Source organism: Achromobacter sp. PD1 (genome assembly GCF_048541815.1).
In the GTDB taxonomy this organism is placed as follows: domain Bacteria; phylum Pseudomonadota; class Gammaproteobacteria; order Burkholderiales; family Burkholderiaceae_B; genus Achromobacter; species Achromobacter bronchisepticus_A.
Window position 1 is genome coordinate 1818534 of the sequence record NZ_CP183349.1, and the last position, 21461, is coordinate 1839994.

A 21461-nucleotide genomic window follows, 5' to 3' on the forward strand; every position below is an offset into this window, starting at 1 on the left:
TTGCGGCTCCGCGCGTCAGGCGCGATCGACGCTGACCCAATAGCGCGTGCGGTATCGCAGCCTCAGGTCGAGTACGCCGGCCAGCACTTCCAGCGCCCGGTCGGTGTCGTCGATGCGGAAGGCCCCCGTGACTTCGAGGTCCGCCACCCTGGGGGCGCAGTGCAGGATGCCGACGCGATAGCGTCCCAGTTCCGCGAGGAACTGATCCAGCCGCATGCGGTTCGCGACCAGCATGCCTGCGGCCCAGGCAGGCTCGGTGCCGTCGACCCGGGTTGCGGGAGACAGCGTGCGGTCGTTGAATTCCGCCTGTTCGCCGGCATGCACGGTCCGCCCGGCGGGGGCCACGCGCACGGCCCCTTCAAAGACGGCAAGACGCGTCGAGCCATCGTTGTCGTCCAGTTGGCGCACGGCAAAGCGCGTGCCGAGCGGCGTGAGCAGGCCGTGCCGGGTCTGCACGCTGAAGGGGCGTCCAGCGCCATCCGCGGCCGTCGCGATCAGGATTTCTCCGCTGCGCAATGTGACGCGGCGTTGCTGCGCGTCGTAGCGCAGCGCCACCGCGGTATCGGTGTTCAGGGTCAGGAGGGTGCCGTCGGGCAGGGTCATGGTCCGCTGCTCGCCGGTGGCGGTGCGATAGACGGTGCTGCCTTCCCACCAGCCCTCGCGCGCGCCTGCCCATGCCAACGTGCCCAGGCAGAAGCTGCCGGCCGCCCATTTCATGACGCTGCGGCGCGAACGCTGTTCGCAGTAGCGCAGGATGGTCTGGCTGGCGGCGCCCTCGGATACTGTGGTGGCATTGATCTCGCGCCCGATGCCCTGGAGGCGTTGCCACGCGAGCTCGTGGCGCACGTCTGCCTGGCGCCATGCCGCACAGGCGGCCTGCGTGGCCGCGTCGGGGGCATCCCCGGTCCGCATCATCCATCGCGCCGCCTGCCTGATGATGTCGGGATGCAGCCGTTCGGCCTGGGCGGCGTTCATGCGTACAGCACCGCGTAGCAATGCTCCCAGGCCTTGACGATGTCGCGCTGCACGGCCGCCACCGAAATATCGAGTTGCCGGGCGATGTCGCGGTAGGGCAGGCCTTCCAGCTGCGCCAGCACGAAGACCCGGCGCGCCCGTGGCGGCAACTGCTCCAGCATGCGGCATACGGCGTTCAGCGCTTCCATCACCAGCGCGTGCGTTTCGGGGCTGGGCTCGACGGCCTCGTTGCGCGATGCCAGCGTTTCCAGATAGGCCTGTTCCACGGCGCGGCGGCGCGACTGGTCGATCAGAAGACGCTTGGCGACGGTGGTGAGAAAGCCGCGCGGCTCGGCAAACGCCGCGCGCGACTCGCTGCGCATGACGCGTTCGAAGGTGTCGTGCGCCAGATCCGCGGCGTTTTCGGTATTGCCGCTGAGCCGGCGGCGCAGCATTTGCACGAGCCAGCCGTGATGCTCTCGATACAGGCTGACGAAATCGTCGGAGGAGGCAAAGTCGGCGGGGGGCAAGGGGGGTTCCGTTCAAATGCTAATGGGAATGATTTCTAATTGTATAGGATCGTCATTCCAGGTGTTCCCCACGATGTCGCGCCGCATTGGCCAGGTCCGCAATCGGCGCCAGCAGCCCCCGATCAAAGCTTTCCAGCGCCGCGCCCGCGTGCAATCTTGCAGGCCAATCGGAATGCGTCAGCGCGCCGCGTCCGAGCGAGACGAAGTCTGCCTCCTGCCGCGCCATCATCCCGCCGGCCGCCATCGGGTCATGCAGCGACCCGTTGGCCAGTACCGGGACCGCAACGTGCTGCCGCGCCAATGCCGCGAGGCTTGGACCCTGATCTCCAAAAGCCGGACGCCAAGCCTCGAACTCGGTCGTGTGCAGGTAGTCGATGGGCTGCGCGCCCAGCGTTCGGTAGATCTGCGCCGCATCGGCCTCGCCGCCTTCCCACTTGTGGCTGAAGTCATTGACCTTGCCCTGCGAGCTGCGCACGCCCACGACATAGCGCGGTCCGGTAGCTCGGCGCACGGCCTGGATGACCTCCACCGTCAAGCGCAGCCGGTTGTCCAGGCTGCCGCCATAGCGGTCCGCGCGCAGATTGGTGTAGCTGGTGAGGAACTGGTCCAGCAGGTAGCCGTTGGCGCCGTGGATTTCGACGCCGTCGAAGCCGGCCTCCTGCGCTCTGCGCGCAGCCTGGGCAAAGCCGTCGATGGCCTCTGCGATGTCCTTGTCCGACATGGCTTCAGGCATCCGGTACGGCCCGTCGCCCCTATAGAACGCCATTTGCTGTCCCTTGGGCTGTACGGCCGACGGACCCTTGGGCGTGCCGCAATGAGGATTGCCCTGCGACAGCGCGCCCGCATGCATGAGCTGCGCGATGATGCGGCCGCCGTGCGCGTGCACGCGGTCGACCACGGTGCGCCAGGCGTCGCGCTGCGCGTCGTCGGTCAGGCCGGGCTGGAACAGGTAGCCCTGCGCATGCGCCCGGTCGGTGTAGATGCCCTCGGTGATCACCAGGCCGAAGCCGCCTGCCGCGAAGGCTTGGTAGTAATCGGCCATTTGCGACGTGGCGCGGCCATCTTCCGTGGCGCTGACTCGAGTCATGGGGGCGACGGCGAGACGATTGGCCAGGGTCAAGCCCCTTTCCAGCTGTAGCGGCGCGAACAGTCCGACCTGCGCAGCATCGTTCGTACGATAGTCGAGCGCGCCCATGTCAACGGCCCTCCTGCGGACGCACGGCGGCGATGGCCTCGATCTCGATCATGGCGGCCGGGTCGTAGAGCGCCTTGATCTCGGCGATCGTGTCGGCGGGGTAGGGGGCCGAGAAGTGGCGGCGGCGCAGCGTGACCACGTCCTGGAAGTGCCCCATGTCGGTGACGAAGATGGTGACCTTGATGACGTCCTTCAGGCTGGAGCCGCCGGCTTCCAGCGCGCGGCGCAAGTTCAGGAAGGCTTGTTCGCCTTGAGCCAGAAAGCCGCCCTCGACGATCTTGCCGTCATCGCCGGCGCCCGCCTGGCCGGAGATGAAAAGCAGGTTGCCGAACTGGATGCCCTGCGACAGCAGGAAGGGTTCGTAGTTGTCGGGCTGGGTGACGACGCGCTGTAGCATGATGCGATTTCCTTCATTTATGGTTTGGAGGTGAATCAGCGCGAAAATCGCTGATCCATGTCGTAAATGTAGGAATATGCGGGGATGCTGACAAAGGTTCATTTATCAGCTATAAGATGAGAAAATCTCATCCATGATCATGCAACGCCGATCTCTTCCGCTCTCCGGACTGCGCGTATTCGAGGCCGCCGCGCGCCTGGGCAGTTTCAAGGCCGCGGCCGAGGAACTGGCCGTGACGCCGACCGCCGTCAGCCATCAGATCCGCGCGCTGGAAGCGCAGACCGGGCTGGTGCTGTTCGACCGCCACGTGCGCAGGGTGTCGTTGACCGAGGCGGGCGCGCAGCTCTATCCCGTGCTGCGGGATGGCTTCGATGCCTTCGAGGCGGTGCTGGCGCGCCTGACGCAGCAGCGCACGCGGATGCAGGTGAGCATCTCCGCGACCAACGCCTTCACGGTGAAGTGGCTGGTGCCGCGCATGGCGGATTTCCGCAGCAGGCATCCCGGCATCGACCTGCAGCTGCAGGCCAGCGACGACGTGGTCGATCTGCGATCGGCCGCGGTCGACATCGCGATCCGCTATGGCCGCGGGCCATATCCGGGCCTCGTCGCGCAGCCGCTGTTCACGGACCGGTTCGCGCCCGTGGCGAATCCGCGGCTGGGCGTGGCCTCACCAGACGATCTGGCCGGCGTGCCGTTGATCCGTTTCAACTGGAAGCGGTCCCATCCGGACAATCCGACCTGGGAGCGCTGGTTCGAAGTTGCGCGCCGTTCCCTGCCACGGCAGGCGAGCCAGCTGCGTTTTTCCGATGAGGGCCATGCCATACAGGCGGCCGTGGCCGGCCATGGCGTGGCGCTGGTCAGCCTGGCGTTGATAGCGGAAGAGCTGGAAGCGGGCCATCTGGTGCAGCCCTTCGGCCCGGTGATCGCCGGGCATACCTACCATCTGGCCATGCCCGCCGACCGGCCGCCCTCGGCGCCTGTCCAGGCCGTGGCGCAATGGTTGCGCATGCAGGCGGCGGCGCACGAGCCGGGTCGCAAGAAAGCGTAGGCGGGCTGATCGGGAGCCTGGTTCGCGGTTGTCAGCGAGCCGCTTTTGCAAGCACTTCCATGGCGGCTGCCTTGGCGCGGCCGAACTCCGCATGGTCGTCCATCGACGCGGCGACGTTGGCGTATGCCTGGTAGGCCAGCAGCTCCATGACCAGTTTCGCCTCGTCGGCGTCGGCCGCGATTTGCCCTTGCGCCCGGGCTTCGCGGAGCAATTCGTGAAGACGCGCGCGTCCTGCCTCGCGGTATTGCTGGATGGCGTCGCGCAGGGGGCCGGGACGCGCACGATACTCGCTGCTTACCGCAGTGATGACGCAGCCGCCCGGCAGCTGGCGGGTCTCCACGAAGTCGAACCAGCCGGTCATCAGGGCGCGCAGCCGCGTCAGCGGCGTGCGCTTGCGCATGGCCGGTTCGACGACCTGGGTCTGGTACAGGCCTATCGCATGGGCCAAGGCTGCCAGTTGCAGGTTTTCCTTGTCGCCGAACAGAACCTGAAGATTGCTTTTCCCCACTTCGGCCATGTCGGCCACCTGGCCGAAGGTGAGGCCGCCCAGTCCTTCGACGGAGAGGAGCTTTACGGCTTCGTCCAGCACGCGGGTGCGCGCGCGCTCGCCGCGCAAGCGGCGGCCATCGGTTGGGGGAGAGGGGGGCAACGGGTTCATCGGACCTTGTTTTTCTGCTTGCACGGGTTTCATTCTTTCACGATACTATAAATACGATCGTACATATATAAATGTAAAGAATGAACCCTGAATCCGCGCTGCAAGCTGAAAAGAACCACCCCTGGCGCGCCCTCGCGGTGCTGTTGACGGGCAACTTCGTGACGATCCTGGATCTCTTCATCGTCAATGTCGCGTTGCCCAGCATCCAGAGCGGCTTGTCGGCATCCGATACCGATCTGCAGCTGATCGTGGTGGCTTACGCATTGGCTTATGGCCTGTGCCTGATCAATGGCGCGCGTTTGGGCGATCTGTTCGGGCGGCGGCGCTTGTTCCTGGCCGGCATGGGGCTGTTCACCGTGGCTTCGGCGCTATGCGGGGTGGCGGTTACGCCGTGGCAGCTCATCCTGGCGCGCGCCTTGCAGGGGGTGGGGGCGGGCGTGCTGATGCCGCAGGTGCTGGCTTCGATCAGTGTGGTGTTCGAGGGCGAGGCGCGCAGGCGCGCGTTCGGCATCATGGGCGCGGTGCAGGGCGTGGCCGCAAGCATCTCGCAGCTGCTGGGCGGCATGCTCATCACGCTGGATCCGCTGGATCTGGGGTGGCGGCTGGTGTTTCTCATCAACGTGCCGATAGGCATTGCCGCGTTGCTCGCGGGGCGCCGGGCGCTTCCCGAATGGCGCGCGCCGGTTCCGACGCGGGTGGACCTGCGCGGCGCGCTTGCGGGCGCTGCCGGGCTGGCCCTTATCCTGGTGCCTGTCATGGAGGGACGAGAGCATGGCTGGCCCTGGTGGTCGCTTGCCGGGCCTGTGCTGGCGTTGGGCGTGCTGGCGTATTTCGTCCGCTATGAGAAAGCGCTGGCCCGGCGCGGTGGCGTGCCTGTGCTGGATATGGCGCTGTTTGCCAACCGGCCATTCGTGGCTGGCATAGGCGCGGTGTTCTTCTTTTTTTCAGCCATCAGTTCGTTCTTCTTCGCGTTGACGCTGCTGTTGCAGTTCGGGCTCGGATTCGCGCCGCTGGCGGCGGGCGCCGTGTTCACGCCTTCGGCGCTGGCGTTCTTTGGCGCGTCGCTTGCCGGTCCGAAACTGGCCGCCCGCCATGGACGCGGGGCGCTGCTGTTCGGTGTCCTGGTCTTCACCGCGGGCTTGGCGCTGTCTGCGGTTACCGCCGCGACGCAGCCCCAGAACCTGGCGCTGCTGGTGGCCTCGCTGGTGCTGAATGGCGCAGGGCAAGGGCTGGTGATCCCGCTGGCATTCAACGCCATTCTGGGTTCGGTGCGGGAGGAGCAGGCCGGCATGGCTTCCGGCATGCTCAGCACCTTGCAAGTCGTGGGGACGTCCACCGGCGTGGCGGTGGTGGGCGGCGTTATCTTCACAATGCTCGAGGCCGCGGGAAGCCTGTCCACCGGTGATGGCGCATCGGTCCATGGGCGGGCGCTGGCGGCGGCCATGCTTTACAACATTGCCGCTGCGCTGCTCAGCCTCGTCCTTTTCAGGCTGGCGACGCGCCGATAGGCGCCAAGAATCCGTCCCAGCATTCCCGGGTGAACTCATACAACGCATCCTGCGCCGTCAACGGCGTGCGCCCTGCCAGCCGGGCCAGCGCGTAGTGTCCCTGGCGCTGCGGGTCGGACGGGATCGGCACTTCGACCAGCAGGCCGGCTTCCTGCTGCTGGCGCGTGACGCAGATCACGCCCAATAGCAAGGCGTCCGTGCGCAGCGCCAATTCCACCAGCGCGTCCAGATTCTCGCAGCGGTGCGTGACCATTTGTTCCGGCGCGCCGCCTGGCCCCAGGGTTTCCGCCAGCCGCAGCGAGACTTCCGGGCTGAGAGTGGTGGACGCCACGGGGTATTGGCGGATTTGTTCTATGCCTGGCCGCTTGTGGGCGAGGATGGGATGGCCCTTGCGGCAGACCAGGCCCGCGCGCAGCGCAGGCAGGGCGCGGGTTTCCAGGTCGGCCGCGTCATACAGCATGCGGGCGTCGCAGACCATGGCGTCGATGCGTTCGTCGCGCAGCATTTCCAGCAAGGCGGCGGTGGCGCCCAGTTCGACGCCCACGCGCACCTGGGGATGGCGCTCGGCCATGTGGGCCAGGAAGGGCGACAGCAGCAGGGACGCGGGCGCCGGGCTCAGCCCGATGGACAGCGTGCCCGATTCGCCGCTATGCAGGGTTTTCAGTTCGCGCTGCAGCTCGGCTTCCTCGAAGCGCATGCGGCGCGCGCGTTCGGCCACGCAGGCGCCGTAGGGCGTGAGGCGCACGCGGCGGGTGCCGCGGTCGAGCAAGGGCAGGCCCAGTTCGGCTTCGAGCGCCTGGATGCTGCGGCTGAGCGCTGGTTGCGACAGATTGACCGCCTCTGCGGCACGCGAGTAAGTGCCGTGTTCGACCACCGCCAGCAGGTGTTTGAGTTTCTGAAAATCCATGCTCAGGCCGCATAAATACTATGAAATAAATGCATTGGAATTATAGATAAGCTGTTCGTATCATGGTCCGCAGACGGCGCCCGCAGAGGCGCCGCACACCGCGTCCGGGACTCGCACCGCGGCGCGGCTCGTCAAATACGGAGACAGATTCGAATGAAGCAGCACTTGTTGTCGGCCGCCATCCTGGCGGCCTGCGCGGCCATGGGCGCTCAAGCCCAGGCCCAGGAAGTCCAGCAGAACGCGCAGAAGCAGTCCCAGGCCGCGATGCGCCCGGCGGGCGCGGCCAGCGGCCAGGTCACGATACGGCGCGACGGCTATGGCATGCCGCACGTCTACGCCAACACCGTGTACGGCATTTTCTACGGCTATGGCTATGCGGTGGCGCAGGACCGCCTGTTCCAGATGGAAATGGCGCGGCGCAGTACCCAGGGCCGCGTGGCCGAGGTGTTGGGCCAGTCCATGGTGGGGTTCGACAAATCCATCCGCGGCAATTTCTCGCCGGAGCGCATCCAGCGCCAACTGGCCGCGCTGCCGGCATCCGAGCGCCAGATCCTGGACGGCTATGCGGCCGGCATGAACGCCTGGATCGCGCGGGTGCGCGCCGAGCCCGGCAGCCTGATGCCGAAGGAGTTCAACGATCTGCGCTTCCAGCCCGCGGACTGGACGGCCTATGACGTGGCGATGGTGTTCGTGGGCACGATGGCCAACCGCTTCTCCGATGCCAATAGCGAGATCGACAACCTGGCGCTGCTGACCGCCCTGAAGGACCGGCATGGCGACGAGCGCGCCATGCAGATCTTCAATCAGCTGCGCTGGATGACCGACAGCCGCGCGCCGACCACCGTGCCCGAGGAAGAGGGCGTGTACCGGCCCGATGGCGCCAAGCCCTCCGCCAGGCTGTCCTATGCGCTGCCGCGCTACGACGGCACGCCGCCCATGCTGGAACGCGTGGCGCGCGATCCGCAGACGCGCGGCGTGCTGGACGAGGCGCCCGCGGCCGCGTCGGCGCGCCTGCTGGCGCAGTTCGCGGAATCGGGGCAGCCCGGCATCGCCGGTTTTCCGACCACCAGCAATATGTGGATCGTGGGCCGCGACCATGCCAAGGACGCCCGTTCCATCCTGCTGAACGGGCCGCAGTTCGGCTGGTGGAATCCCGCCTACACCTACGGCATCGGCCTGCATGGCGCGGGCTTCGACGTGGTTGGCAACACGCCGTTCGCCTATCCCAGCATCCTGTTCGGCCACAACGCGCACGTGACCTGGGGCTCGACCGCGGGCTTTGGCGACGACGTGGACATCTACGCCGAAAAACTCGATCCGAACGACCGCACGCGCTACTTCCACGACGGCGTCTGGAAGACGATGGAAAAGCGCACCGAGCTCATCGAGGTCAAGGATGGGCAGCCGGTGATGATGGACGTGTACCGTACGGTGCACGGCATCGTCACCAAGTTCGATGACAAGCAGCACGTGGCTTATGCCAAGGCGCGCGCCTGGGAAGGCTTTGAGCTGCAATCGCTGATGGCCTGGACCCACAAGGCGCAGTCGCGCAATTGGGACCAGTGGAAGCAGCAGGCGGCGCGCCATGCGCTGACCATCAATTGGTACTACGCCGACGACAAGGGCAATATCGGCTACGCGCACACGGGCTTCTATCCCAAGCGCCGTCCGGGCCACGATCCGCGCCTGCCCGTGCCGGGCACGGGCGAGATGGACTGGGACGGCATGCTGCCGTTCTCGACCAATCCTCAGGTCTACAACCCGCGCCAAGGCTTCATCGCCAACTGGAACAACCAGCCTATGCGCGGCTATCCGTCCACCGACCTGTTCGCCATCGTGTGGGGCCAGGCCGACCGCTACGCCGAGATCGAGACCCGCCTGAAAGCCATGACGGCCAATGGCGGCAAGGTCAGCGCGCAGCAAATGTGGGACCTGATCCGCACCACCAGCTATGCCGACGTGAACCGGCGCCACTTCCTGCCGTTCCTGCAGCAGGCGGTGCAGGGGCTGCCGGCGGACGATGCGCGAGCCAGGCTGGTTGCGGGGCTGGCGTCCTGGGACGGCATGGGCACGAGCGACAAGCAGGCCGGCTATTACGACAACGCGGGGCCTGCCGTGATGGACGCCTGGCTGCGCGCCATGCTCAAGCGCACGCTGGCCGACGAGATGCCCGCGGACTTCTTCAAGTGGTACAGCGCCACCGGCTATCCGACGCAGGCGGCACCCGCCACGGGATCGGTCAACCTGACGGTGGGGGTGAAGGCGCTGTTCAACGCGCTGGCCGGCCGCGATTCGGGCGTGCCGCAGAAGTACGACTTCTTCAACGGCCAGCGGCCGCAGGACGTGAGCCTGGCCGCGCTGGATGATGCGCTGGCGGCGTTGCAGAAGGCCTACGGCCAGGATCCGGCAAGCTGGCGCATACCCGCGCCGCCCATGGTGTTCGCGCCCAAGAACTTCCTGGGCGTGCCGCAGGCGGACGACAAGGCGGTGTTGAGCTTCCCGGCCACGCAGAACCGCGGCACCGAGAACAACATGACGGTGTTCGACGGCCAGGGCGTGCGCGCGGTGGACGTGGTGGCGCCGGGGCAGAGCGGTTTCGTCGCCCCGGACGGTACGCCGTCGGCCCACACCCGCGACCAGTTCGACCTGTACACCAGCTTCGGCAACAAGCGGGTCTGGTTCACGGACGCGGAAGTGCGCGCCAACGCTAAGTCGGTAGAGACGTTGCGCTATTGACGGCGTAGCCGCCCTGGTGGCTGGCCAGGCGCGCATAGACCCCTTGCCGCTTGAGCAACTGGTCGTGCGTGCCGGCCTCCGCCAGCGTGCCGCGTTCCAGCACCAGGATCAGGTCGGCATCGCGTATCGTCGACAGGCGGTGCGCGATGACCAGCGTGGTGCGGTGGCGCATCAGCACGTCCAGCGCGCCGCGTACCTGCATTTCCGATAGCGTGTCCAGGTGCGAGGTGGCTTCGTCCAGGATCAGCACGGGGGCGTTCTTCAGGAAGGCGCGGGCAATCGAGATGCGCTGGCGTTGGCCGCCCGACAACTGCATGCCGCGTTCACCCACGCGCGTCGCCAGGCCCTCTGGCAGAGCGCGCACGAAGTCCGCCAGCGCGGCTTGCTCCAGCGCGCGCGCCAGGTCCGCGGGGCTGGCTTCGGGCCGGGCCAGCCGGATGTTGCCTTCCAGCGTGTCGTTGAACAGATAGGTGTCCTGCGTCACCAGCGCCACGCGCTCGCGCAGGCCGTCGAGCTGCAGTTCGCGCAGGTCCACGCCATCGAGCTTGACCTGTCCCGCGCGCGGATCCCAGAAGCGCAGCAGCAGGCTGGCCACCGTGCTCTTGCCCGCGCCCGATGCGCCCACCACCGCCACGGTGGCGCCGGCCGGCACCTTGAAGCTCAGGCCGCGCAAGGTGTCCGCGTTCTTGCCCGGATAAGCGAAGCTGACGTGCTCGAAGGCCAGCGACAGGCCGTGGGCGGAGACGGGGGCCGGCAGCGGTCCGTCCGTCACCGGTTCCGGTTCGTTGGCGACCACGTGCAGGCGGCGGGTGGCGGCGATGGTGTCCGCCAATTGCCGGCTGACCTGCGAGATCTCGGACACGGGCAGGAAAGTAGCCAGCGCGATCAGCACCAACAGGGGCAGCATGCCGGCCGACAGCGCGCCGGCCGATACCTGCAGCGCGCCCACGACGGCCACCGCCAGGCCGCCCAGGCCCATCGCGATTTCAAAGCCCGCGGTCTGGCGCGACAGGTCGTCCAGGATGTCCAGGCGGCGGGTGCGGTAGCGGTCCGCCACGCGCAGGAATTCATCGCGCCGGCGGCCGGTGGCCTGGAAGGCGGTCAGGTCGGCCAGGCCCTGGATGGTGTCGGTGGTGTGCGCGCTCATCTCGCCCAGCGCCTCGCGCGCCTTGTCGCCCAGCGCGTCGACCTTGCGGCGTCCGCGCACCGGCGACACCAGCGCATAGGCCAGGAAGGGCAGCAGCGCCAGCGCCACCGGCCAGCTGTAGACGCCCAGGAAACCCAGCACGGACAGCGGCACCAGCACCGAGACGATGGCGGGAGCGATGGTGTGGGCGTAGAAGTACTCCACCATTTCCACGTCCTGGGTGGCCAGTGCCACCAGGTCGCCGGAGCGGCGCTGCAACAGGTAGGCCGGCGCCAGGCGCTCCAGCTTGTCGTAGAGCTTGACCCGCATGTCGGCCAGCAGCTGGTACGCCATGGCGTGGGCCAGCCAGGACTCCAGCCAGTGGAACAGCGCGGCCAGGGGCGCTGCGACCAGCAGGCCGGCGATCAGGGCCGAATAGTCGCGGCCGTCGCGGATGGCGGCGACGATCAGCGCGCTGAACACGCCCACGCCGATGTAGGCCGCGACCCGCGCCACGCCCAGCAGGATCGTGGCGGTCAGCGTGCCGCGCCACGGCCGCACCACTGAAAGCAGGGTGCCGAGCGTGGCGCGCCAGCCGACCTGCACCGCGTCCGCGTCCAGCGAGCGCAGGGCCGGGCCTTGTCCGCCGGATTCCTGAGCGGGATCATCGCGGTTCGTCGTCTGCGCAGGGGCGGCGGCGGCCGGGGCGGCGGATCCCGCCGACGGATTGCGGTGCGCGGCCGCCTGTTCGTGCATCAGGCGGTAGTACAGGCCGCCTTGCCGCATCAGTTCCGCATGGGGGCCTTCTTCCGCGACCCGGCCCTGGTCCAGCACCAGGCAGCGGTCGGCGCCGATGACGCTGGCCAGGCGGTGCGCCAGGATCAGCGTGGTACGGCCGGCCATCAAGCGGTCCAGCGCCTGCTGGATCAGCGCCTCATTCTCGGTGTCCACCGACGACAGCGCCTCGTCCAGGATCAGGATGGGCGCGTCGCGCAGCAGCGCGCGGGCGATTGCCACGCGCTGGCGCTGGCCGCCGGACAGCTGCAGGCCGCGCTCGCCGATGCGGGTGGCGTAGCCCTCGGGCAGCGCCATGATGAAGTCGTCGATATTGGCGGCGCGGGCGGCGGCGCGCACCTGTTCGTGGGTCGCGTCGGGGCGTCCCAGCCGCAGGTTGTCGTCGATGGTGCCGTGGAACAGCGTGATGTCCTGGCTCACCAGCGCGATGTGCGACAGCAGCGCCTGCGTGTCGAGTTCGTTCACGTCATGGCCGCCGATGCGGATGCGGCCGGACTGGGGCACGCATTCGCGCAGCAGCAGGCGCACGATGGTGGACTTGCCGGCGCCGCTGGGGCCGACCACGCCGACGCGTTCGCCCGCCGCGATGCGGAAGCTCAAGCCCTGGTGGGCGCGGCGCTCGGGCGTGTAGGAAAACGCCACGTTGTCGAATTCGATGGTGGGCGCGAGCCGGCCTGGCGTCTTGCCGCCGGCCTCCGGCGCGGGCGTCAGCGGCTGCGCGTCCGTCAACGCATGGATGCTGGCGGCGGCCGACTGGCCCAGCATGCCCCGGTGCAGCACCGAGCGCAGGTCGCGCAGCGGGCGGAAGATCTCGGTGCCGGCCATCAGCACGATCAGCAGGGCCTCCACGCTCATGTCGCCGTGGGCCACGCGCCAGGCGCCCAGCGTCAGCGCCAGCGCCGCGCCCAGGGCCACGCCCAGGTCGCTGATGCCGCGCGTCAAGAGGCTGACCGACAGCACCCAGAAGGTGTTGTCCGACAGGCTGCGGGCGCGGGCCGCCAGCCGCTGGCCCCAGGCCTTGCCCTGGCCATAGGACTTCAGCGTGGGCAGGCCCTGCACGGCGTCCAGGAAGTCCTCGCCGAAATCGTTCAGGGACTTGCTGCGGGCCAGGCTGGCGCGGCGGTCCAGCATGTGCACCGCCATCGGCCCGAACAGCGCGAACAGCGCGGCCGCCAGGAACACCAGCGCGGTGGGCACGTCCCAGAACGCGATCACGGCGAAGATGGCGAAGGGCGCCGCGGCGGCGATCGCGACTTGCGGCAGATATTGGCCGAAGAAGGCTTGCAACTGCTCGACCCCGTCGACCACCGTCAGCATCACGCCGCCCGTGCGCTGGTTGGCGAACCAGGCCGGGCCCAGGCTCACGATGCGGTCATAAAGCCGGGCGCGCAGCGCATGCTGCACGGTGGCGGCGCAGCGGTTGGCCTGCACGGTGCGCCAGTGGTCCAGGAAGGCGCGCAGCAGCACCATGGCGGCGGCCCACAGCGCGGGGGCGAGCCAGTCCTGCCAGGGGGCGCCGTCGAACACGCGGGCCAGCAGCTGGCCCAGGAACACGTAGCGGGCGATGCCGGCGGCCAGGGCCAGCAGGCCCAGGCAGATGCCGCCCGCCATGCCGGCGCGCAGGCCCGCCGTCAACTGCCAGAGGCGCGAATCGAAATACATAGCAAACTCCTTTCAGTGCTTGCATGGTCCCCGATCCCGCGACCCGGCGAAAGCGATAGTTTTTCAATCTAGGGTTGAGCTAGACTTGACCCATGGCCGATCTCCCCAACCACACGCCGCCCCTGGCGGCCTTGCGCGCCTTCGAGGCCGTCGCCCGCCTGGGCAGCCTGAGCCGCGCCGCCGCCGAACTCCACGTCACCAAAAGCGCCGTCAGCCATCAGCTGCGGGCGCTGGAGGCGGATCTGGGGGTGGCGCTGCTGCGCCGCGGCGGCACGGTACGCCGCGCCGAGACCACCGCGGCGGGCGCGGATCTGCTGGCGTCGGTGCAACAGGCCTTGACCCTGTTGGAGACCGCCTGCCGCAACGTGCGGGCCTCGGCCCGCGGCAAACGGCGCAATACCCTGAACGTTTCCGCCAACCCGTCGCTGGCCGCCATGTGGCTGGCGCCGCGCATCGGACGTTTCATCGAGCTGCACCCCGGCATCGACATCCAGGTGTACCTGCACGCCAGCCAGGACCCGGCCTGGAAAAGCCAGGACATAGACCTGGCGTTCCTGCACGTGCGCGCCATGGGGCCGCATATCGCGGAACCCGGCGACATTCCGCTCATGACCGAAACGGTGGTGCCGGTTTGCAGTCCGTCCCTGGTCGATCCGGCCGAGCGCGGCGATCCCGCCGTGTTCCTGCGCCATCGCTGGCTGGAGGAAAAGCACGTGGACAGCCCCGAGACCGACTGGCGCACCTGGAGCCCGCGCCTGGGACTGGCCGAATCGGACTGGCAGGAGCCCATGGTGCTGAGCGGCCTGAGCACGGTCGCCGCGGCCGCGGCTGCCGGCGTCGGCATCGCGCTGGGCCGCGCGCCGCTGATCGACGAGGAACTGGCCAGCGGCCGGCTGGTACCCCTGGTGCCGCAGCTGCGCATGGCAGGCTCCTGGGGCTACGTGATGCGGATCCAGGCCAACCGGCCGATGGACGCCGCCTTGCCGACGCTGGTGGAGTTCCTGGCGGAAGAAGGGCGCAGCACCGGCGCCTGGCAGAACCTGGCGGACGCGGGGCGTTGAGCCCGCGTCCGGGCGTCAGTCCGCGCCGCCCCGGCCGCGCGGCGGAGAGCTGATGGTGACCGCCGAGGTGACGATCAGCTCCATCAGGATGTTGCGCGCGAGGTTTTCGGCATAGTCGTTGCGCGCCTCCGCCGTGGCAATGGCGCGTTCCACCGACCCCTCCACGATGGCGTTGATCTGCTGGATGTGCAGCTCGCAGATCTGCACCAGGTCCGGGTGGCGCTTCTGGTGGAAGTACAGGAAGCGCCGCGCCAGCGTCTGCAGCATGGCGTGGAACTCGGCCGCGTAGCTGTTGCGCGAGGCGACGCCGATCTGGCTGGTCAGGCTGAAATGCAGGCGCATGTACATGCGCATGTCGTTGACCGCCTTCAGGTCTTCGAGCTCCCGGGCCAGGCGCGCCAGTTCGGCGCGCTCGCGGTCGTCGGCCCACTGCGCCGCCTGCGCCACGATCAGCCGTTCGATCTCGCGGCGCGCCTGGATGATCTTCAACTGGCCTTGGTAGTCGATCTCGGAGATGAAGATGCCTTGGCGCGGGGCGATTTCCACCAGGCGCTGGAACGCCAGCTTCTGCAGGGCGTCGCGCACCGGCGAGCGGCCGATCCCGACGCGTTCGCTCAGGGTGGTTTCCGACCACTGGCTGCCGGGCGGCAGTTCGCCGGTGACGATCATTTCCTCCAGGGCGCAATAGGCCTTTTCGGTCTGGCTGACAGCGGTGCGGCCAAAGAGGGGGAAAGCTTGGGTCATGGAGTCGGAAGCGCGCGTTGTTGAAGTTCGCGTTTTAACACTTTGCCGGTGCTGTTTTTCGGCAATTCATCCAGAAAGACATAGCGCTTGGGGCGCTTGAAGCGCGCGATGGATTCCAGGCACAGCCGGTCCAGGTCCCTGTCCGAGGCCTGGGCGCCGGGCTTCAACACCACGAAGGCCAGCACCGACTCGCCCCATTCGGGGTCGGGGCTGCCGACCACCGAGACTTCCTGCACGGCATCGTGGCGCATCAGCGCCTCTTCGACCTCGCGCGGATAGATGTTGGTGCCGCCGCTGATGATGACGTCCTTGGAACGGTCTTTCAGGTGCAGCAGGCCGCGCTCGTCCAGGATGCCGATATCGCCCGTGTGCAGCCAGCCGCCGGCCAGCGTGTCGGTGGTGGCGCGCGGATTGTTCCAGTAGCCCTGCATGACCGTTGGTCCGCTGACGACGACTTCGCCCAATTCGCCAGGGGCTGCGGGCCGGCCGGATGCCTCGCGGATTTCGACGTCCATGGCCGACTGGATGTATCCCACCGAGCCCAGCAGCGCGTCATCGTTGCGAGCTACCGCGTCGGCAATCTGGGCCGCGGACAGGGCCGAGATCGACATGGGGCTTTCACCCTGTCCGTAGATCTGCGCCACGCGCGCGCCGTAGCAGGCCACCGCGTCCTTGATGTCCTCGATGTAGAAGGGCGCGCCGCCCACGATCAGCGTGCGCAGACCGGGGGGCGCGCCGCCCGCCAGGCGGGCGTGGCGCACCATGCGCTGCACGATGGTGGGCGAGGCGAACAGGCTGACATTGCGGTAGTGCGTCAGCAGCCCTGATAGTTCGTCTTCGTCCAGGCCGCCGCTGTCCGGCACGATCTGCAAGGCGCCGTGCAGCCAGTACGGAATGCTGTAGAGGCCGCCGCCATGCGACAGCGGCGCCACGTGGACCATGGCGTCGCCAGGCTGTACCGACTGCACGTCGGCATAGAAGTTCAGGCACATACCGAACAGGTTGGCGTGGCTGAGCATGACGCCCTTGGGCTTGCCGGTGGTGCCGCTGGTATAGAACAGCCAGGCCAGGTCCTGCGGCGGACGCGTTTCCAGGGGCAGCCGGGGACCCAGGGCGCCGGCCGCGTAGTCGGCCGATTCCACGTCCACCACGCGCGTCGCGGGCAGGCTGCGAGCGACGGGCGCCAGCGCCTGCAGCAATTCGCCTTGCGACAGGCACAGGCGCGCATCGCAGTCGCGCAGGATGTACTCGAGTTCGTTGGGATGCAGCTTGGCGTTGACCGGCACGGCGCACAGGCCGGCGTGCCAGATGGCGAGCATCGATTCGATATAGCTGGGGTGGTTGCGCAGCGCCAGCATGACGCGCTGGCCGGGCGCCAGGCCCAGCGGGCCGCGCAGCCAGCCGGCCAGTGCCTGCACCCGGGCCTGGAGCTGGGCGTAGCTGAGGGGATCGCGGGTGCCAGCGGCCAGCGCCGGCTGGTCGGCATAGGTGGTGGCGCTGCGGTGAAAGAGAGAGCTGAGATGCATGGCGGTTTCTGGGTTGATGGGGGCGTGGATCAGCGGCCAAGCAGGGTGATGCAGGTCACTGCCTCTTCCACGCCGTTGAAGCCGCCGCCGTTCTCGGCGATGGCGAAGCGCGCGCCTTCGACCTGGCGGGCGCCGGCTTCGCCGCGCAGCTGGATCACCATTTCATGGACCTGCGCCAGCCCGGTCGCGCCGATGGGGTGGCCGCGCGACAGCAGGCCGCCGGATACGTTGATGGGGATGCGGCCGCCCAGGCTGGTGGCGCCGGATTCGGCCATCGGTCCGCCTTCGCCGAAGGCGCAGAAGCCCAGCGCCTCGGTCTGCTGGATCTCGGCAAATGCCGTGGCGTCGTGCACTTCCGCCAGCGACATGTCCTGCGGGCCGACCCCCGCGCGTTCATAGGCTTCGAGCGCGGCCAGGTGGCACAGATGTTGGTCGTAGCGGACGGCCGGGCGGTCCGTGGCGGTGCGCAGCACGCTGGCGTACAGGCGCACGGCGCGGGCGCGTTGCAGGCGCTTCAGGCCCTGGGCGTTGCAGACGATGGCGGCGGCCGCGCCGTCGCTGATGGGCGCGCACATGGGCAGGGTCAGCGGCCAGGACACGGGCCGGGCGGCCAGGGCCTCGTCTATCGTCATGGGGTACTGGAACTGGGCCAGCGGATTGCGGGTGGAATGCATGTGGTTCTTGGCGGCCACGGCGGCGAGCTGGCGCTGGGTGGTGCCGAAAGTCTTCATGTGCAGCCGCGCCAGGCTGGCGTAGATGTCCATGAATACGCTGCGCTTGCCAGGCTCTTCGAAGCCGGGCGGAGGCGTCACGTCGGGCGCCAGCGCCATCAGGCGCGCCATCTGCGCTTGTGCGTCGTGCACGTCCCAGGCGCCGTCGAACACGGCGAAGCTCTTCGCCTTGTCCTCGGAAAACAGCTTGTCTACGCCCACGGCCAGGCAGATGTCGCCCGCGCCCGAGGCCACGTACAGGTGCGCCGCGTTCAACGCCGTGCTGGAGCTGGCGCAGGCGTTCTCCACGTTGGTGACGGGGATGCCGGCAATGCCCATGGCCTTCAGCGCGACCTGGCCCGCCACCATGTATTGGCCTTCGATGGAACCCTGGCCAGCGGTGGCGAAGTACGCTGCCTGCAGGTCGGCGGCGTCGCAGCCCGCGTCGGCCAACGCCTGCGTCACGGCGTCGCGCGCCAGGTCCTTGACGCTTTTGGCAGGCTGCTTGTCGAAGCGGGTGATGCCCACGCCCGCGATGTATGTGGTGTCGTTGCTCATGCTTGGATGCCCGTGGTGAGGATGGATTCAATGATGTGGCGGTTGGTCTCGACTTCGGCGGCCGATCCGCTCCAGGCGATTTCGCCGTGGTCCAGCACGTACTGGCGGTGCGCCAGGCGGGCGGGGACCTTCAGGTTCTGCTCGACCAGCACAATGCCGGTGCCTTGGCGGTGGACTTCGGCGAACACTTCGATCAGTTCGTTGACAATGCGCGGCGCCAACCCCTCGGTCGGTTCGTCCAGCAGCAGGACGCGCGGATTGCCCAGCAGCGCGCGCGCGATCGACAACATCTGCTGTTCGCCGCCGGACAACTGGTCGCCATGGAAGCCTATGCGTTCACCCAGCCGGGGAAAGACCCGCAGCACGCGGTCCTGCGTCCAGTAGCCGGGCTGGTGCGCCAGCGCGCCCATGCGCAGGTTTTCGCGCACGGTCAGGTTGGGGAAGATGCGGCGGGTGTCAGGCACCAGCGCGATGCCGTCGCGGCTGATCTGTTCGACGGCGCGGCGCGTGGCGTCCTGGCCGCCGATCAGCCGGTTGCCGGCCGAAAGGGGCAGCAGCCCGATCAGCGTTTTGAGCACGGTGGACTTGCCGGCGCCGTTGCGCCCCACGATGGCGACGATTTCGTCCTGGGCCGCGCGCAAGCCTATGTTCTTGAGCGCCAACGCCTGGCCGTAATGCACGCTGGCATGTTGCAGTTCGATCATGCCGCCACCTCTTCGCCCAGGTAGACGGCGCGCACGGTGGCGTCGTCGCGGATGGCGGCGGGCGGCCCCTCGGCGACCTTGCGGCCGTTGGACAGCACCACGATGTGTTCCGACAGCGTCATGATCACGTCCATGTTGTGTTCGATCAGCAGTACCGTGCGGCCGGCGGCCGCATGGCGGATCAGGCGGTTGGCGGCGGCGATTTCGTGGTGGCCGACGCCGGCCAGCGGTTCGTCCAGCAGCAGGATGCGCGGATCGGGCAGCAGGGTCAGGCCCAGTTCCAGCGCCCGTTGCAAGCCATACGACAAGGTGCCCGCCATGGTGTCGCGCCAGGCCGTCAGGTCGGTCAGCTCCAGCATGGCGTCGATGGTGGACGCCAGGCGGCGGTCGTAGCGTGGCGCCAGCCAGAACGGCAGCAGATGGGAGTGGCTGATCTGCGCGGCGATGCGCAGGTTCTCCAGCACCGTCATTTCAGGAAAGATCTTGGTGATCTGGAAGCTGCGGCCGATGCCGTGCCTGGCGCGCTCATGGGCCCGCAGGCGCGAGATGTCCGCGCCGTGGCACAGGATGCGCCCGCCATGCCCGGGCAGGTTGCCGGACAGCACGTTGAGCAGGGTGGTCTTGCCCGCGCCGTTGGGGCCGATCAAGCCGTAGACGCGGCCGGTTTCGAAGGCGTAGCTGAAGTCCTCGATGGCGCGCAGCGCGCCGAAGGTGACGCTGACCTGTTCGCATTGCAGGGCGATGTCGCTCATGACGGGCTCCCTTCGCGCGGGGCCAGCGGCACGGCCGGCGCGGATGGACTGGCGGGGGCGGGCGCCGGGGGGCGCTTGCGGCTCCAGCGTGCCTGCAGCGCGCCCAGCACCCCTTGCGGGAAGTACAGCGTGGCCAGAATGAAGACCAGGCCCAGGATGCCGTACCAATAGGGCGTCCAGCCGCTGAGCCATTCCTTCAGGGCTTCGAACAGCAGCACGCCGGCCACCGGCCCCCACAGCGTGCCGGCGCCGCCCAGCAGGGTCATGATGATGACGTCGCCGGAGGTGGTCCAATGCAGCATCTGCGGATTCATGTACATCAGCACCGCGGCCAGCAGTCCGCCCGCCAGGCCGCCGACGGCGCCCGACACGAGGAAGGTGATCTGCTTCAGGCGCTGCACGTTGTAGCCCAGCTGGGCGGCGCGGATCTCGTTCTGGCGCACGCCCGCGACCGCGCGGCCGAAGGGCGAAGCGCGCAGCATCGCCATCAGCGCCATCACCAGGGCGAACACGGCGGCGACATACCAATAGAAGTTCACGGTATCGAAGAAATCGATGCCGGCGAGTTCCGGCCGGCCGATGCCGGGCAGGCCGTCCGCGCCGCCGGTCCATTCGCGCAGCTTGCTGTCGGCCAGGATGTACATGAGCTGCGACAGCGCCAGCGTGACCAGCGCAAAGAAGATCCCCGAGACCCGCAGCGCGAACACGCTGAAGATCCAGGCGCAGGCCGCGCCCGCCACGATGGCGAGCGCCAGCCCCGCCTCGAACGGCAGGCCGTAGCGCTGGGTCGCCAGCGCCAGCGCGTAGCCACCCGTGCCCAGGAAGGCGGCGTGGCCGAAGGACACCATGCCCAGCAGACCGAACACCAGGTCGAAACCCACGGCGAAGATGGACCACACCATGATCAGGATGGTCAGGTTCAACAGAAAGTCGTTTTGCGTGCAGAAGGGCACCGCGATCACCGCGGCGGCCATGCCTGCCGCGATGGCGGCATCTTGGCGGGAAGTCGTCATGCCAGCCTCGCTTGGCGGGAGAACAGTCCTTGCGGACGGGTGAGCAGGGTGGCGATCAGCATGGCGAACGTCAGGATGTCGACCCAGCTGGGCATGAAGGTGTAGCCCACGGCGCGCACCATGCCGATCAGCAGCGACGCCGCGACCACGCCGCGGATGTTGCCCAGCCCGCCCAGGATCACCACGATGAAGCAGTCGATGATGGTGTTGGTGGCCATGCCCAGCTCGATCGGAAACAGCGGCGCGGAGATGGCGCCGGCCAGCCCGGCCAGCGCCGCGCCCACGCCGAACACCGCGCTGCGGATGGTGGCGGCCGGCAGGCCCAGGATGCGCACCATTTCGCCGTCGCTGCTGGCGGCGCGCACCAGCATGCCGAAGGTGCTTTTCTCCAGCACGAAGAACAGCGCGGCGGACACCAGCAGGCCGAAGGCGATGACGAACAGGCGGTAGACCGGGATGGTGCTGCCGGCCAGCTCGACCGTGCCCGCCAGCAGCGCCGGCATCGGCGTTTCCTGGTAGCCCAGGCCCCAGACGAACTTCACGGCCTCGCTGATGACGAGGATGAAGCCGAAGGTCAGGATCAGCTGATAGAAGTGCGGGCGGTTGTACAGCGGCCGCAGGGCCAGCCTTTCCATCGCCACGCCGACGAGGCCGACGCCCACCGTTGCCACGACCAGCCCGGCGATGAAGGAACCGGTGCGCAACTGGATGTCGAAGGCCAGGTAGGCGCCCAGCATGTACAGCGCGCCATGGGCGAAGTTGATGACGCCCAGCATGCCGAAGATAAGCGTAAGGCCGGACGCCAGCAGGAATAGCAGCATTCCCAGGCTCAGGCCGATGATCACGGTGGACATGGCAGAAATCCGTCAGGCGGCGC

17 protein-coding genes and 1 pseudogene are annotated in these 21461 nt (G+C 68.1%); 4 read left to right on the forward strand and 14 right to left on the reverse strand.

Annotated elements, in window-relative coordinates; translation table 11 throughout:
• Window positions 1-15: 15 nt before the first annotated feature.
• Genes ACM1PE_RS08545 through ACM1PE_RS08560 form a run of 4 tightly spaced genes read right to left on the reverse strand, consistent with a single transcriptional unit; the run spans window position 16 to window position 3076 of the window.
• Window positions 16-975, reverse strand: a complete 960-nt coding sequence (locus tag ACM1PE_RS08545; RefSeq protein WP_419342979.1) for a FecR domain-containing protein — start codon at window positions 973-975, stop codon at window positions 16-18.
• Entirely contained in the window at window positions 972-1484 is a 513-nt protein-coding gene (locus ACM1PE_RS08550) for a sigma-70 family RNA polymerase sigma factor (protein WP_419342980.1), read from the reverse strand. The genes ACM1PE_RS08545 and ACM1PE_RS08550 overlap by 4 nt, the downstream gene beginning before the upstream one ends.
• Before the next feature lie 52 nt (window positions 1485-1536).
• Window positions 1537-2679: an NADH:flavin oxidoreductase gene (locus ACM1PE_RS08555; RefSeq protein WP_419342981.1), complete on the reverse strand. Its 1143-nt coding sequence runs from the start codon at window positions 2677-2679 to the stop codon at window positions 1537-1539.
• A gap of 1 nt (window position 2680) precedes the next feature.
• A complete protein-coding gene (locus ACM1PE_RS08560) occupies window positions 2681-3076 on the reverse strand; it encodes a RidA family protein (protein WP_118932999.1) in 396 nt (131 codons plus the stop codon).
• A 139-nt stretch (window positions 3077-3215) separates the two neighbouring features.
• Between ACM1PE_RS08560 and ACM1PE_RS08565 the strand changes: the two genes are divergently transcribed.
• Complete coding sequence (locus ACM1PE_RS08565) at window positions 3216-4124, forward strand: LysR substrate-binding domain-containing protein (protein ID WP_419343823.1); 909 nt, start codon at window positions 3216-3218, stop codon at window positions 4122-4124.
• A gap of 31 nt (window positions 4125-4155) precedes the next feature.
• Here ACM1PE_RS08565 and ACM1PE_RS08570 read toward each other — a convergent pair.
• A pseudogene (locus tag ACM1PE_RS08570) lies at window positions 4156-4847 on the reverse strand (TetR/AcrR family transcriptional regulator).
• 15 nt (window positions 4848-4862) lie between these two features.
• Between ACM1PE_RS08570 and ACM1PE_RS08575 the strand changes: the two are divergent.
• A complete protein-coding gene (locus ACM1PE_RS08575) occupies window positions 4863-6290 on the forward strand; it encodes an MFS transporter (RefSeq protein WP_419342982.1) in 1428 nt (475 codons plus the stop codon).
• Here ACM1PE_RS08575 and ACM1PE_RS08580 read toward each other — a convergent pair.
• The gene (locus ACM1PE_RS08580; RefSeq protein ID WP_118933001.1) at window positions 6268-7197 is read right to left on the reverse strand and encodes a LysR family transcriptional regulator; all 930 of its coding nucleotides are present in this window, start codon (window positions 7195-7197) and stop codon (window positions 6268-6270) included. The two genes, ACM1PE_RS08575 and ACM1PE_RS08580, sit on opposite strands and share 23 nt — an antisense overlap.
• Before the next feature lie 153 nt (window positions 7198-7350).
• On the opposite strand from ACM1PE_RS08580, the gene ACM1PE_RS08585 reads away from it, so the two are divergent.
• Window positions 7351-9933, forward strand: a complete 2583-nt coding sequence (locus tag ACM1PE_RS08585; RefSeq protein ID WP_419342983.1) for a penicillin G acylase — start codon at window positions 7351-7353, stop codon at window positions 9931-9933.
• Here ACM1PE_RS08585 and cydC read toward each other — a convergent pair.
• The gene (cydC, locus tag ACM1PE_RS08590) at window positions 9905-13516 is read right to left on the reverse strand and encodes a thiol reductant ABC exporter subunit CydC (RefSeq protein ID WP_306632929.1); all 3612 of its coding nucleotides are present in this window, start codon (window positions 13514-13516) and stop codon (window positions 9905-9907) included. The genes ACM1PE_RS08585 and cydC overlap by 29 nt on opposite strands.
• A 92-nt stretch (window positions 13517-13608) precedes the next feature.
• On the opposite strand from cydC, the gene ACM1PE_RS08595 reads away from it, so the two are divergent.
• Entirely contained in the window at window positions 13609-14577 is a 969-nt protein-coding gene (locus tag ACM1PE_RS08595; protein WP_059374199.1) for a LysR substrate-binding domain-containing protein, read from the forward strand.
• A gap of 15 nt (window positions 14578-14592) precedes the next feature.
• Here ACM1PE_RS08595 and ACM1PE_RS08600 read toward each other — a convergent pair whose 3' ends face one another.
• Genes ACM1PE_RS08600 through ACM1PE_RS08630 form a run of 7 tightly spaced genes read right to left on the reverse strand, consistent with a single transcriptional unit; the run spans window position 14593 to window position 21438 of the window.
• Window positions 14593-15321, reverse strand: coding sequence for a GntR family transcriptional regulator (locus tag ACM1PE_RS08600; RefSeq protein WP_419342984.1), 729 nt, complete (start codon window positions 15319-15321; stop codon window positions 14593-14595).
• Window positions 15318-16847, reverse strand: coding sequence for an AMP-binding protein (locus ACM1PE_RS08605; RefSeq protein WP_419342986.1), 1530 nt, complete (start codon window positions 16845-16847; stop codon window positions 15318-15320). The genes ACM1PE_RS08600 and ACM1PE_RS08605 overlap by 4 nt, the downstream gene beginning before the upstream one ends.
• A 29-nt stretch (window positions 16848-16876) precedes the next feature.
• A complete protein-coding gene (locus ACM1PE_RS08610; RefSeq protein ID WP_419342987.1) occupies window positions 16877-18115 on the reverse strand; it encodes a thiolase family protein in 1239 nt (412 codons plus the stop codon).
• The gene (locus ACM1PE_RS08615; RefSeq protein WP_059374203.1) at window positions 18112-18819 is read right to left on the reverse strand and encodes an ABC transporter ATP-binding protein; all 708 of its coding nucleotides are present in this window, start codon (window positions 18817-18819) and stop codon (window positions 18112-18114) included. The genes ACM1PE_RS08610 and ACM1PE_RS08615 overlap by 4 nt, the downstream gene beginning before the upstream one ends.
• The gene (locus tag ACM1PE_RS08620) at window positions 18816-19571 is read right to left on the reverse strand and encodes an ABC transporter ATP-binding protein (RefSeq protein WP_419342988.1); all 756 of its coding nucleotides are present in this window, start codon (window positions 19569-19571) and stop codon (window positions 18816-18818) included. Before ACM1PE_RS08620 ends, ACM1PE_RS08615 begins: the two co-directional genes overlap by 4 nt.
• Entirely contained in the window at window positions 19568-20584 is a 1017-nt protein-coding gene (locus ACM1PE_RS08625) for a branched-chain amino acid ABC transporter permease (protein WP_419342989.1), read from the reverse strand. The genes ACM1PE_RS08620 and ACM1PE_RS08625 overlap by 4 nt, the downstream gene beginning before the upstream one ends.
• A complete protein-coding gene (locus ACM1PE_RS08630; RefSeq protein WP_059374206.1) occupies window positions 20581-21438 on the reverse strand; it encodes a branched-chain amino acid ABC transporter permease in 858 nt (285 codons plus the stop codon). Before ACM1PE_RS08630 ends, ACM1PE_RS08625 begins: the two co-directional genes overlap by 4 nt.
• Window positions 21439-21461 lie beyond the last annotated feature (23 nt).

Bases quoted from the DNA above. Each gene is read 5' to 3' on its own strand.
- ACM1PE_RS08545 (WP_419342979.1), bottom strand. From the start codon at position 975: ATGAACGCCGCCCAGGCCGAACGGCTGCATCCCGACATCATCAGGCAG.
- ACM1PE_RS08555 (WP_419342981.1), bottom strand. From the start codon at position 2,679: ATGGGCGCGCTCGACTATCGTACGAACGATGCTGCGCAGGTCGGACTG.
- ACM1PE_RS08560 (WP_118932999.1), bottom strand. From the start codon at position 3,076: ATGCTACAGCGCGTCGTCACCCAGCCCGACAACTACGAACCCTTCCTG.
- ACM1PE_RS08565 (WP_419343823.1), top strand. From the start codon at position 3,216: ATGCAACGCCGATCTCTTCCGCTCTCCGGACTGCGCGTATTCGAGGCC.
- ACM1PE_RS08575 (WP_419342982.1), top strand. From the start codon at position 4,863: ATGAACCCTGAATCCGCGCTGCAAGCTGAAAAGAACCACCCCTGGCGC.
- ACM1PE_RS08580 (WP_118933001.1), bottom strand. From the start codon at position 7,197: ATGGATTTTCAGAAACTCAAACACCTGCTGGCGGTGGTCGAACACGGC.
- ACM1PE_RS08585 (WP_419342983.1), top strand. From the start codon at position 7,351: ATGAAGCAGCACTTGTTGTCGGCCGCCATCCTGGCGGCCTGCGCGGCC.
- cydC (WP_306632929.1), bottom strand. From the start codon at position 13,516: ATGTATTTCGATTCGCGCCTCTGGCAGTTGACGGCGGGCCTGCGCGCC.
- ACM1PE_RS08595 (WP_059374199.1), top strand. From the start codon at position 13,609: ATGGCCGATCTCCCCAACCACACGCCGCCCCTGGCGGCCTTGCGCGCC.
- ACM1PE_RS08600 (WP_419342984.1), bottom strand. From the start codon at position 15,321: ATGACCCAAGCTTTCCCCCTCTTTGGCCGCACCGCTGTCAGCCAGACC.
- ACM1PE_RS08605 (WP_419342986.1), bottom strand. From the start codon at position 16,847: ATGCATCTCAGCTCTCTCTTTCACCGCAGCGCCACCACCTATGCCGAC.
- ACM1PE_RS08610 (WP_419342987.1), bottom strand. From the start codon at position 18,115: ATGAGCAACGACACCACATACATCGCGGGCGTGGGCATCACCCGCTTC.
- ACM1PE_RS08615 (WP_059374203.1), bottom strand. From the start codon at position 18,819: ATGATCGAACTGCAACATGCCAGCGTGCATTACGGCCAGGCGTTGGCG.
- ACM1PE_RS08620 (WP_419342988.1), bottom strand. From the start codon at position 19,571: ATGAGCGACATCGCCCTGCAATGCGAACAGGTCAGCGTCACCTTCGGC.
- ACM1PE_RS08625 (WP_419342989.1), bottom strand. From the start codon at position 20,584: ATGACGACTTCCCGCCAAGATGCCGCCATCGCGGCAGGCATGGCCGCC.
- ACM1PE_RS08630 (WP_059374206.1), bottom strand. From the start codon at position 21,438: ATGTCCACCGTGATCATCGGCCTGAGCCTGGGAATGCTGCTATTCCTG.